Consider the following 12,280-nt stretch of genomic DNA (forward strand, 5'->3'; position numbering starts at 1 on the left):
GTCGTCTGTTAGACTGGCGCCGTGGCGAGAGACCTCATCGACTTCGGCATCGAGCGCAGCCGCCACGAGCGCTTCTTCGGTCGAGAGGACGTGCTCGCGGCCATCGATCGCCACCTCGATGGCGCGGGCGCGTCGGGCCGCTGGGTGCTCGTCACGGGCGGGCCCGGCATGGGCAAGAGCGCGATCCTCTCGCGATGGCTCGACGTGCAGGAGCAGCGAGGCCACGGGGCGCCGCACCACTTCCTGCGGCGCGACGTCATGGACTGGGATCGTCCCGAGGCGGTCGCGCGCTCCCTCTCGGCGCAGATCGAGGCGCTCTACCCGGCGCAGAAGGACCCCGTGGCGCGGCCGGAGAGCCGGCTGATCGAGCTCCTGGCGAAGGTCTCGAAGCACGAGCTCGCCCCCCGTGGAGAGCGCCTGGTGCTCGTCGTGGACGGCCTCGACGAGGCGCGGAGCGAGGGCGCCGGGCAGAACCCGCTGCCGGGCTTTCTGCCCTACACGCTGCCGCCGCGCGTGCACGCGCTCTGCGCCTCGCGCCCGCAGTACCCGCACCTCGGGTGGCTGGAGAGCCGAGGGAACGTGCGGCGCATCGACCTCGACGCGCCCGCGTGGGCGGGCTCGAACGAGCAGGCCTGCCGCGCGTTCTGGGGCGATCAGGCGCCGCGGTTCACGCCGCGGCTCGGCCCGAGGCTCGTCGAGGAGGCGGTCGCGCGGGCGGAGGGGAACCTGCTCTATGCGGTGAAGCTGCGGGAATGGCTCGAGGAGCAGCCGGTCACGCAGCGGCGTGTGGAGCGCCTGCCGCGGGGGCTGAGCGGGTTTCTGGAACAGATCTGGCAGCAGCTCCGGAGCCTGCCGCGCGAGCAATTCGGGCTCGTCGCGAACGGGCTCGGGCTGGTCTGCGCGGCGCGCGAGGCGCTGCCGCTCGAGGAGATCGAGGCGGCGGGGGGGTGGAAGGACGTGGAGGCCGGCGAGGACTTCCTCCGCGCCGTGCGAGCACTGCTCCTGGAGGAGCCGGAGGCATGGCGCGGCGCGCGGGCGTATCGGCCATACCACGAGGCGTTTCGCGCGTTCGTCGCCGAGAAGCTCGGGCTGAAGCGCATGGCCGAGCTGCACCGGCGGCTGCTGGAGACGACGGCGCACTGGCCGGTGGCAGAGAGGGAGACCGAATTCCGGAGGCGGTATGCGGCGCGCCATGCGATCGCGCATGCGCTCGCGGCGGGCGAGCAGGAGAAGATGCGGGGGCTGTGCCGAGATCTCGGGCTCCTGGAGGGGCTCTGCCGCGAGGACGGGCCTGCGGCGCTCGAGGATGCGCTGCGCATAGGCGCGAAGGAGCTCGGAGATGGCGAGCTCGACCTGCTCTACCGGGCGGTGCGGGCCGAGTCGCACTGGCTCCGCGAGGCGCCGGAGGCGCTGCCGGAGCTGGTCGACAACCGGCTGCGGTCGGCCGGGTGGGAGGCGGAGCGTGTTGCGCGGACGCTGGAGTTCCGGCGCGGCCTGCCGAGGCTTCGGCTGCGGCATCCGGTGCGGATGTGGACTGGCGAGGAGCGCACGCTGCACGGCCACTCCGATTCGGTCAATGCCTGCGCAATCAGCCCTGATGGCCAGCGTATCGTCTCGGCCTCCGACGACAGGACGCTCAAGGTATGGGACCTTGCGACCGGGCAGCTCCTCTCCACCCTCGAAGGCCACTCCGATTCGGTCAATGCCTGCGCGATCAGCCCGGATGGCCAGCGCATCGTCTCGGCCTCCGACGACAGGACGCTCAAGGTATGGGACCTTGCGACCGGGCAGCTCCTCTCCACCCTCAAAGGCCACTTCTCTTTGGTCAATGCCTGCGCGATCAGCCCTGATGGCCAGCGCATCGTCTCGGCCTCCGACGACAGGACGCTCAAGGTATGGGACCTTGCGACCGGGCAGCTCCTCTCCACCCTCAAAGGCCACTTCTCTTTGGTCAATGCCTGCGCGATCAGCCCTGATGGCCAGCGCATCGTCTCGGCCTCCGACGACAGGACGCTCAAGGTATGGGACCTTGCGACCGGGCAGCTCCTCTTGACCCTCAAAGGCCACTCCTCTTTGGTCAATGCCTGCGCGATCAGCCCGGATGGCCAGCGCATCATCTCGGTCTCCTACGACAGGACGCTCAAGGTATGGGACCTTGCGACCGGGCAGCTCCTCTCCACCCTCGAAGGCCACTCCTCTTCGGTCAATGCCTGCGCGATCAGCCCGGATGGCCAGCGCATCATCTCGGCCTCCCGGGACAGTACGCTCAAGGTATGGGACCTTGCGACCGGGCAGCTCCTCTCCACCCTCGAAGGCCACTCCAATTGGGTCAATGCCTGCGCGATCAGCCCGGATGGCCAGCGCATCGTCTCGGCCTCCTACGACAGGACGCTCAAGGTATGGGACCTTGCGGCCGGGCAACTCCTCTCCACCCTCGAAGGCCACTCCAATTGGGTCAAGGCCTGCGCGATCAGCCCTGATGGCCAGCGCGTCGTCTCGGCCTCCTGGGACAGGACGCTCAAGGTATGGGACCTCGCGACCGGGCAGCCCCTCTCCACCCTCGAAGGCCACTCCTCTTCGGTCAATGCCTGCGCGATCAGCCCTGATGGCCAGCGCATCGTCTCGGCCTCCTGGGACAGGACGCTCAAGGTATGTGGCCTTGCGACCGGGCAGCTCCTCTCCACCCTCGAAGGCCACTCCGATTCGGTCCAGGCTTGCGCGATCAGCCCTGATGGCCAGCGCATCGTCTCGGCCTCCGACGACAGGACGCTCAAGGTATGGGACCTTGCGACCGGGCAGCTCCTCTCCACCCTCGAAGGCCACTCCGATTCGGTCCAGGCTTGCGCGATCAGCCCTGATGGCCAGCGCATCGTCTCGGCCTCCGACGACAGGACGCTCAAGGTATGGGACCTTGCGACCGGGCAGCTCCTCTCCACCCTCGAAGGCCACTCCTTTTCGGTCAAGGCCTGCGCGATCAGCCCTGATGGCCAGCGCATCGTCTCGGCCTCCTACGACAGGACGCTCAAGGTATGGGACCTTGCGACCGGGCAGCTCCTCTCTACCCTCGAAGGCCACTCCAATTGGGTCAATGCCTGCGCGATCAGCCCTGATGGCCAGCGCATCGTCTCGGCCTCCGACGACAGGACGCTCAAGGTATGGGAAACTTCGACGGGGGAATGCCTGGATACAGTGCGCGGAGCCAGCCCATTCGTCAGCGTGGCTGTATCGCAACAGCTTCTCTGCGCGGGCGACGCATACGGCAACCTCTGGCATCTCGATTTCACGACCCCGGCACCTCTTGAGAAAGGTCTCCGGGCGAAGAAGGCCATCCGCCTCTTCTTCAGCTACTCCCACAAGGACGAGGCGCTCCGTGACGAGCTGGAGACCCACCTCGCCCTTCTCGAACGCGAGGGCCTCCTCCAGAGCTGGCATGACCGCCGCATCGCCGCCGGCGATGCGTGGGCTGGCCAGATCGACAAGAACCTCGACGATGCCGAGGTGATCCTCCTCCTCGTCAGCGCCGACTTCCTTGCCTCGGATTACTGCTTCGACAAGGAGATGAGGCGCGCCCTCGAACGCCACGACGCCGGCCAGGCCCGCGTCATCCCGGTCCTCCTTCGGCCGACCGACTGGCACAGCGCGCCCTTTGCCAGGCTCCAGGCGCTGCCCAAGGAGGCCAGACCGGTCACCCTCTGGCAGGATCGCGACGAAGCCTGGACCGGCGTGGCCATCGGCATCCGGCGCGCAATCGAAGCGCTTCGAGGGCGCTCCCGGTAGCTTTCCCGGCCACGTCCCTGACGGCACACCGCCGGTCAACGCGCGACATGCCGCCTGCCGCGCCGACCAACCCCAGGCCATGTCGCGACATGCCCGCCCGCCCCGCCCTCGCCCCCTCACCGGTACGGCCCGCCCCGCCGTTCTCCCCGCATCTCGCGCGCGAGCGCCAGCATGGGCCGCAGCACCTCCTGCGCTGCCGCCGGATCCGCGAGCGGCGCCGCCATCACCACGGAGATCTCCCCCGGCGCCACCGCGACCCCCTCCTCCGCGTCCGCGACGCCCCCGACGCGCGCCGCCTGCTCCAGGATCGCCGCCGCGATCCGCTGCTCCGCCGCCTTCATGGTCCCGCCCGCGCCCGCGATCGGCGGATCCAGCCGCAGCACGAGCCGCGTGCCCGTCGGCGCAGCCCCCTTGAACAGCGTCTCCAGCTCGAACCGCGCCCCCTCGAAGGTCCACGCCAGCCGCATCGACCCGACCCCGAGCGCCCCGGCATTCTCCTCCGATCACCACCGGCACGGAGTGCAGCACCCGCCCCCCTGTGTGCTCGAGCATCACCTCCAGCCGGTACTCCAGGGAAACCTCCGCGGAGCTGTAGGAAAACGCGAGCTCACGCGGCAGAGCGATGCGGAATGGCACCTCGTCCCCCTCGGCTATCCCATCGAGATCCTTGAAAAATGAGAGCCGACGGCCCTCGCTGGAAAAGCTGCGCTGGCGCGTCTGGGCCTGCTCGACGGCGATCAGGGAGACACCGAGCGTGAACGGGCGGCGCCCGACGAGATCACCGAAGGCGATGGCGCCGGCCAGGATCTCGCCCGGGGCGAAGGTCCGACCCGGCAGCGACACCTCGACGAAGGCGCCCTGCCCCCGGGGGCTCGCGCTGGTGAACGGCTCGTCTTTCGGCACCGGAACGGTCGGACGCCCGACGAGGATCACCGTGCTCTCCTCGGCGTCGAGCCACCACGGGAGGGAGACAAGCGCGCTGACCCGGCACCGGCAGGTCGCGAGAGAGCCGGCGTGCGACGGCGGGAGATCCACCGGCAGCGCGAACGAGACCCGGTAGCGGTGAACCCCCTCGCCGAGCCGCCCCTTCCCGGCGACGTCCTCGCTGAGAAGAAGCAGGTCGCGGGACACGGGGAACGCCCGGCTCCCCTGGCTCCATACCTTCTGCGTGTGCTCCAGGGTCACGCGCACGACGTCGATCGGCGTCTCCGTGACGCTGTCGAGCGAGAGCCCGACATCGATCGTCTCGCCCGGGAACACGACCCTGGACACCTGCAGCCGGATGAGAGGACGGCTCCTCATGGCCAGCTTCCGAGCGTAACCCACCGCCGCCTGACGGAGGAGCCCCGCCGCTCAGCCGCTCGGTGAGCGACAACGCCCCCGCCCTACCCGCCCGGCAGCGCCCCTCCGCCGCGCTCGACAGCGACGCGCGCGCCTCGGCCGCGTCGCCCGCCGCACGCCAGTCGTACCCGGGAGGCTGCCCCTCTCGAGCTGCTAGCGATAGGAGATGGCCAGGTGCTGCCCCGACGGCGGCAGGGGGTAAAACTCCGTTCGCGAGAACCCCGCGCCGCCGAACATCGCGCCGAGCTCCGCTTCCGTGTACGCGTCGCCCCGCGGCGTGTGGCTGAGCATCGTCATGGCGAACGCCGCCGCGTTCGGGGGCGAGACGCGGTCCTCGTTCGGAACGAACTCCAGCGTGACCGCCCTGCCGCCGTCGGCCAGCGCGGCGCGCGCCTTGCGCAGGAGCGCCTCGCACGTCGGGACGTCGAAGTGGTGCAGGAAGTTCGTCAGCAGCACCAGGTCGTACCCCTCGTCGAACGGCACATCGAACGCGCTGCCGTGGAGCGGCCGCCACCGCTCGGTCACGCCGGCGGCCGCCGCGTTCTCTCGCGCCACCTCCAGCACCGCAGGCCAGTCGAGCGCCACGACCTCGACGTTCGGGTGGCGCTCCGTCAGCGCGATCCCGAAGACGCCGTGCCCCGCCGCGACGTCGAGCACGCGGACCGGCCTGCCGTCCTCCACCTCGACGAGGTTCGCCATGAGCTCCGCCGGCAGCCGCATCGACGGGGCCATGGCGCGCGCGAACCTCACCCACACCGGGTGCTCGGGCGTCATCGATCCCTCGTCGGGCAGCACCGTCCCGCCCTTGCGCACCGCGGCGGCGATGTCGCTGTTGGCCTCCATCACCATCGGCGAGAGGACGAACTCGGTGACCCCGCCCAGGTACATCGGCGAGCGCCGGTCGAGGAACGCGGCCGAGTCGTGCGTCAGGCGGTAATGACGGCGCTCGTCCTTGGTCAGGAAGCCGAGGATGACCAGATAGTCGCAGAGGATGCGGACGCCCCGCTCCGAGGCCCGGCAGGCGCCGGCCAGGTCCGCGGCGGTCTCCTTGCCGGCCGCGATCGCGGTGAACAGGTCGAGATCGATGGCGCCCTTCAGCGCCGCGGTGCGCACGTGAGCGCCCAGCGTATCGAACAACAGCGCGGGAGACGGCCCCGCATCCGCTTGCGACATCGGGACTTCCTTTCTCTGTCGTGCCGATCCATTGCAGACCACGCCTGCTCCAGCGCTCCGCTCGCCCTCCGGCGCAGGCGGGGAGAAAGCTACTGGATCCAGCGCGGCGTTCGACAGGAGATGTCGCGCGCAGATCGCCTCGGCACGTCCACGGCGATCCCTGCAGCGCACCGCGCGCCTCGCGAGCAGAGGCGCATCACCTCGCCGGCTCGGCCGCCTCGCTCAGCCACGCCCGCACGAGCTCGATCGTGCGGGCATCGTCCGCTGCGCGCTCGAGGCGGGCATCGTCCGCCACACGCTCGTGGCGGACATCGTCCGCGGCGCACTCGAGCAAGCGCGCCTCGCTCTCGACGCGGCGGAGCTCGTCCACGACGGCAGGCGCAGGATCGCAGGCGATGCCGCGCGCCGCCCGCGCGAGCGCCGCGCCGGGGTCGTTGCCCCGCAGCGCCTGCCGCGCCGCCGCGAGGTGCGCCGTGGCCGCGCGCGCTGGCTCGCCGCCGCGCTCGAAGTGCTCGGCCAGCGCCATGGGATCGGCCTCGCCGCGCTCCGCGAGGAAGCCGCCCGCGAGCGCGTGGCCGAGCCGCCGGTCGCCCTCGGTCAGCATGCCGTAGGCGGCCTCCCGGAGGAGCGCGTGGCGGAAGCGGTACGCGGCGTCGCCGTCCACGCCCCGCACGCCGAGCCGCACGATCGCCTCGCCCCCCACGAGCTCGTCGAGCTCGCGCGTGAGCTCCGTGCGGCCCACGAGCGCGGCGACCCCCGCCTCGGAGAACGCCTCGCCGAAGACGCTCGCGGCGCGGAGCACCCGCCGCGCCTCCGGCGCGATCGCGTCGAGCCCGGCCTGCACCATCGCGAGCACCGTCTCCGGCGGCGACGAGGTCCTGCCGCGGGCAGCGGCGCGGATCTGCTCCTCCAGATAGAACGCATTGCCGTCGGCGCGCTCCACGAGCGTCCTCACGAGGTCCGCGCTCGCCCCGGCGCCGAGCGCCTCCCGCACGAGCTGCTCGCCGCCCGCCGGCGGCAGCGGCGGGAGGCAGATCTCCCGCAGCAGATGCGGCTCCCAGAGCCCCGGAAAGCGCTCGCGCACGCCGGGCCGGGACAGCGCGAGCACCGCGAACGGCCTGCCCCTCAGGCGGCGCAGCGCCGCCTCGACAAGCGCCACGGTCGGCAGATCGCCCCAGTGCAGGTCGTCGAGCACGAGGAGCACCGGCTGCGCGGCGCACTCGGCATCGAGGAAGCCCTCCCAGGCGAGGCGGAGCGCCTCGCTCACAAGGGGCGGGCGCCGCCGCGCCGCCCTGAGCTGCGCGTCGCCGTCGTCCGGGAACGGCGCGCCCGCGAGCTCGGCGAGGAAGGGCGAGATGCGCGCGCCGGCGGCGGCGCCGCAGCGACGCTCGACGCGCGCGTGGATCTCGCGGCGCCTCGACGCGATCGGCTCGACGTCGAGCAGGCCAAGCCCGCGGCGGAGCGCGCGCTGGAGCAGGCCGAAGGCGGAGCCCGCGCTCATCGGGTCGGCCTGGCCGATCCACACCTCCAGGGGCTCGCAGCGCGCCCTGAGCGCGCGGACGAGCTCGTAGCCGAGCCGCGACTTGCCCGCCCCGACCGCGCCGGTCACGAGCACCGCGCCCGGGGCCCTCCCGCGGAGGCAGGCGTCGAGCTCGGCCACGATCAGCCCGAGCTCGCGCTCGCGCCCGACGTACGGCGTCGGCCGGCCGAGGAGCGCGGGCGGCGCCTCGGGCTCCTCGCGGGGGCCGTGCAGCCAGCACCCCGACGCGTCCCGGGTCGCATCGAACCGCGCGCCGAGCAGGCCCGCGGTCATGTCGTCGATGCGGATGGCCGCCGGGCGAAGCGGCTCGCGGCAGCCCTGGACGAGCTGCACAAGGCGATCGATCACCGCGCCGACCGGCAGCCGCGCCGCGATCTCGGCCCGGCCGGTGACCAGGGAGAGCCGCGCGCCGCCGAGCAGCTCTCGGAGCGCGAGCGCGCAGCGGGCCGCCTGCGCCGCGAGATCGGTGGGCGCGGCCGACCCCGAGAGCGTGACGAGCTGCCACCGCGCCTCCAGGAGCTCGACCCGGCCGCGGTGGCGCTCGACGATCCCGCGGATCGCCTGCGACCGGCCCTCGTCCGCTGTATCGGAGAGGGTCGCCTCGGCGTCGGCCTCGTCCTCGCGGGCGAGGATGAGGCACATGACCCTCCGCTCGCTGGTCGTGATCTCGCGCGCGCGGTGCGGCGGCGGGTGGGACGACGAGGGCTGCTGCGGGGGCGTCGGACCCGCGCCGAGGCGCTGTTCGAGCGCCTCCGAGGCGAGCGCCGCCGCGACCGCGCCGCCGTCGCGCGGCCGGGCCTCGCGGGCCTTCGACAGCATCCGCGCGACGAGCCGCTCGAGCCCGGCCGGGAAGTCGCCGCGGAGCTCCCTGAGCCGCGGCGGCTCCTCGAGGAGGACCTTCATGAGCACCGAGAGCGGGTCGCCGCCGGCGAACGCGGCGCGCCCGGTCAGGCACTCGAAGAGCACGCTGCCGAGCGCGAAGACGTCGGCGCGGACGTCGATCCGAGGCTCGCCGCGGGCCTGCTCCGGGGCCATGTACTGCGGCGTGCCGCGGATCTCGCCGAGCGTCGGGAACTCGTCGTCGTCCCCGGAGAAGCGCGCGGCGCCGAAGTCGATCAGCCTGGCGCGCTGGAGGTCGCCGCCCTCGAGGAGGAGGTTGCCCGGCTTCACGTCGCAGTGCACGAACCCGAGCCGGTGGACGGCGGCGAGCGTCTCGGCCACGCGCGCGGCGAGCGTCAGGCTCTCGGCGATCGTGAGCGGCGCGCGATCGAGCCGCGCCGAGAGGGTCTCGCCCTCGAGCCACTCCGTCGCGAGGTAGAGCCGGCCTCCCGCGGTCACGCCGTGCGCGACGTAGCGGACGACGCCGGGGATCGCGAGCGTCGCGAGGGCGAGCGCCTCGCGCGCGAGGGCGCTCAGCGACGGGGTCGCGGCCGTCTGGAGGAGCTTGAGCGCCACCGGCGCGCCGGACCTCCGGTCGCGCGCGCGGTACACCCGCGCCGTCGCGCCCGAGGCGGCGTGCTCCTCGATCTCGAACCGGTCGTCGACGACCTCTCCTGACTGCATCGCCCTGACGCGCTCCTTCCGGGCGCTCTGCCGCTTCTACACAGCCTGCCAGCTGCGCGCGTCCGCCGTCCACTGTCACCTGCGACGACGCCGCGCGACGTGGCGCGGCGCGCATGCCGGCTCGCCGTGCCGGCTCGCTGGCGCGGCTCACATGGCGCCCGCGTCGGTGTCGCGAGCACGCCGGCGCACCTCGGTCGCGCCCACGTCAGCGCCGCATGCACGCTGGCGCACCGCCACGGCGACCGCGTCAGCGCGGCGCGACGCCTGCGCCCTCCTCCGCGGCGCGCCGCCGCAGCACCACGTACCGGAGGTGCGGCACGCCGCTCACCGCCGCCAGCGCGAACGCCTCGCCGGCGCCGGGCAGGCGCGCGAGGTGCAGCTCCACCCCGCGCGCGAACCGCGACGCGGTCCAGGGCGACGCGAGCGCCTGCCCCTCGGCGAGCAGCAGCACGAGCGCGTCCACCCCGCGCGCGTCCAGCAGCGCGCCGGGGATCCGCTTCGTTGTGTGCCCGCCGGGCAGCGCCGCGATGGCCGGATCCGTGACCCCCGCGAGATCCACGAGCGTCGCGCCGGTCGCGGCCCCGAGCCAGCCGATGTCGAGCGCCGCGACGACCTCGGCCCCGGCGAGCGCGCCGCGGAGCTCCTCGACGACGCGCAGGCGGTCGACGCCGACGCGCGCGGCGGTGGGGCCGACCCGGATCATCACGAAGAGCTGCCCCGCGAGCGCGAGCGAGATCCGGAGCGCCGTGGCGCGCGCGTCCGCCACCGAGGCGACGTGGGCCGCCGCGAGCGCCACCGCGGGCAGCGCCGGCACGACGAGGCGCGACAGCGGCATCCAGTCGCCGCCGGCCGCCGCGACCGCGAGGAAGTGCACGGCGATCGCCGCGAGCAGCCCGCGTGGCCACGCCGGCAGCGCCCGCCACGCGACCGGCGCGATCAGCGCCACCGGGCCGGTCAGGAGGAAGCACGCGAGCGCGTACCGGGCCCCGAGCGCGGCGTCCGGCGCCTTCGCGAGGGCGGCGAGCGGCGCCGCCCGCCCGAAGATCGCGAGCCGCGTGACGGCCACCGCGGCGAAGGGCACGCCCGCGAGCGCGAGCGCGGCGAGCGCGCGGGCCCACGCGGGCCGCTCCGGTCGAGGCGGCGCGCCGCCTGCGCCTTCGGCGCGCGGGGCCGCCTGGGCCGCGAGCGCCACGACGAGCGCGAACGGCAGGAGCTCCGGCCGGAGCGCCGCCGCCGCCCCGGCGCAGGCCGCGCCGGCGAGCGCGCTGCCGAGCGCGGGCAGCGCGACCGAGAGGGCCCCGAGCGCCGCGACGACGCCCGTCTCCATGCCCGCCGCGGACCACGCCGCGAGCGGCGCCGACGCCGGCACGAGCGCGAGCGCCGCGAACCGCACGGGCCGGTCGGACGCCCGATCGATCGCGAGCGCCAGCGCGCCGGCGGCGAGCGTCCACGCGACGACGCCGAGCGCCTTCGCGGCCGCGAGCGCGGCGAGCGGGCCTGCGGCCGCGAACGGCGCCAGCACGAACGCCCACCCGAGCGGCGTCACGCCGTCGGTCACCGGCCCCGCCGCGTTGAAGCGGTAGCCCAGCCCCCGCGCGAGGTGGTGCGCGTAGCGCGCCGTGATCAGCGCGTCGTCGACCGTGAACCCCGAGAGCGCGAGCGCCGGGAGCAGCGCCGAGAGGGCGCCGGCGAGCGCGACGAGCAGCGAGCGCCTCCGCCCCGTCACGCGATCCGTGCGTCCGCGCGGCACTGGAATGTGCAGGAGGACCGGACGCGCGCCCTGGACCGGCTCCCAGGCTCCGCCGCGCGCGCTCCATCGAGGACGCATCGGCGGAGGAGCAGGCGCTCGGGTTGCACGGCCATCACCACGCCCGGCGATCGTGTGGCAGGCGCACGAGGGACGCAATTGCGCTCGTGCATCCGCGACCGCGTGGACGCGCGGACGCGCGGGCAAGCGGGCATGCGTCACCGCGGGCATGCGTCACCGCGGGCACGCGTCACGAGGAACCGCGGACGTACGGGCCCGGGCGCGCGGACGTCGCGAACGCCCGGGTCCGCCGTGTCGCTCGCGACGTGGACGGCGACGACGACACGGCGCCTCGTGGCAGCCATGCGCCCTCGTGGACGGTATAGTTGCGCGCATGGCACTTCCCGCCGCGCTCCTGGCCGCCGTCGAGCGGCATTCCTGTTTCACCGGCTGCTATCGCAGCGAATCGGAAGTCCAGGTCTGCATCGATCCCACGCAGGCGCTCGTGCCGACGGTGCCTGTCTGTTGCAGCGATTGCCTGAACTTCCACCCGGCGGCGCTCGTGAGCCTCCTGCCGCTCGGCATGACGTCGTACGCGCTGGCGAACGCGCTGACGGCCCACGTCCGATCGCTGCGCGGGTACAGATGGGCGACCGGCGGCTACCACACCGCGGGCACCGGCTTCTGGCTCAACGCCGCCTACTACGGCAACGGCCTCTTCCTCGTCGACGCCGCGCGCAACCGCAACGCGCGCACCGACGTCGATATGCTGATCGAGGCCTTCCAGCACGGCATCGTCCAGCCCGAGGATCCGCGCATGCTCGATCCGGCGCTCTACACGGCCGAGCTCGCCTACATCAACATGTCGCGGCCCATCCTGCCGGTCTGCAGCAAGCAGGATCTCCTGGCCTCGCCGCAGCGCAGCGCCACGCCGAGGCAGGGGTTCTCGCGCGTGTCGATCCTGGAGTTCCAGCCGCTCGCCGTCGCCGGCGTCTCCGCGGGCGCGCAACCGGCGAAGCCGGCGCCTCCGCCCCGCGAACTCAAGCTCGGCGACACGTGCCCGACGTGCGGCGCCGCCGTCATGGAGCGGCCGCTGTTCTCTGGCACCTTCGTCGGCTGTCTCTGCTGAGCGCGCGGAC

7 protein-coding genes are annotated in these 12,280 nt (G+C 73.4%); 3 read left to right on the top strand and 4 right to left on the bottom strand.

Going from position 1 to position 12,280, the window contains the following annotated elements; translation table 11 throughout:
• Positions 1-21: 21 nt before the first annotated feature.
• Positions 22-3,777, top strand: coding sequence for a TIR domain-containing protein (locus tag WMF36_RS19300; RefSeq protein ID WP_437581085.1), 3,756 nt, complete (start codon positions 22-24; stop codon positions 3,775-3,777).
• Positions 3,778-3,893: 116 nt separating this feature from the next.
• Here the strand turns inward: WMF36_RS19300 and WMF36_RS19305 are convergent, their stop codons facing one another.
• Entirely contained in the window at positions 3,894-4,244 is a 351-nt protein-coding gene (locus WMF36_RS19305; protein WP_437581086.1) for a hypothetical protein, read from the bottom strand.
• A 200-nt stretch (positions 4,245-4,444) separates the two neighbouring features.
• Here WMF36_RS19305 and WMF36_RS19310 point away from each other — a divergent pair, with 200 nt between their 5' ends.
• Positions 4,445-4,837: a hypothetical protein gene (locus tag WMF36_RS19310; RefSeq protein ID WP_437581087.1), complete on the top strand. Its 393-nt coding sequence runs from the start codon at positions 4,445-4,447 to the stop codon at positions 4,835-4,837.
• A 434-nt stretch (positions 4,838-5,271) separates the two neighbouring features.
• On the opposite strand, the gene WMF36_RS19315 is transcribed toward WMF36_RS19310, so the two are convergent.
• The 3 genes from WMF36_RS19315 to WMF36_RS19325 form a co-directional block, all read right to left on the bottom strand.
• Complete coding sequence (locus tag WMF36_RS19315) at positions 5,272-6,291, bottom strand: methyltransferase (protein ID WP_437581088.1); 1,020 nt, start codon at positions 6,289-6,291, stop codon at positions 5,272-5,274.
• A 196-nt stretch (positions 6,292-6,487) separates the two neighbouring features.
• Entirely contained in the window at positions 6,488-9,394 is a 2,907-nt protein-coding gene (locus WMF36_RS19320; RefSeq protein WP_437581089.1) for a serine/threonine-protein kinase, read from the bottom strand.
• Between the two features lie 247 nt (positions 9,395-9,641).
• On the bottom strand, positions 9,642-11,120 hold the full coding sequence (locus tag WMF36_RS19325) for a hypothetical protein (RefSeq protein ID WP_437581090.1): 1,479 nt from the start codon (positions 11,118-11,120) through the stop codon (positions 9,642-9,644).
• A gap of 415 nt (positions 11,121-11,535) precedes the next feature.
• Between WMF36_RS19325 and WMF36_RS19330 the strand changes: the two genes are divergently transcribed.
• Positions 11,536-12,270 (top strand): hypothetical protein, encoded by a 735-nt coding sequence (locus WMF36_RS19330; RefSeq protein ID WP_437581092.1) that lies wholly within the window; start codon positions 11,536-11,538, stop codon positions 12,268-12,270.
• Positions 12,271-12,280: the final 10 nt, after the last annotated feature.

Origin of the sequence: Sorangium sp. So ce887 (assembly GCF_051521455.1) — a bacterium.
In the GTDB taxonomy this organism is placed as follows: Bacteria; Myxococcota_A; Polyangia; order Polyangiales; family Polyangiaceae; genus Sorangium.

Bases quoted from the DNA above. Each gene is read 5' to 3' on its own strand.
- WMF36_RS19315 (WP_437581088.1), bottom strand. From the start codon at position 6,291: ATGTCGCAAGCGGATGCGGGGCCGTCTCCCGCGCTGTTGTTCGATACG.
- WMF36_RS19305 (WP_437581086.1), bottom strand. From the start codon at position 4,244: ATGCGGCTGGCGTGGACCTTCGAGGGGGCGCGGTTCGAGCTGGAGACG.
- WMF36_RS19330 (WP_437581092.1), top strand. From the start codon at position 11,536: ATGGCACTTCCCGCCGCGCTCCTGGCCGCCGTCGAGCGGCATTCCTGT.
- WMF36_RS19320 (WP_437581089.1), bottom strand. From the start codon at position 9,394: ATGCAGTCAGGAGAGGTCGTCGACGACCGGTTCGAGATCGAGGAGCAC.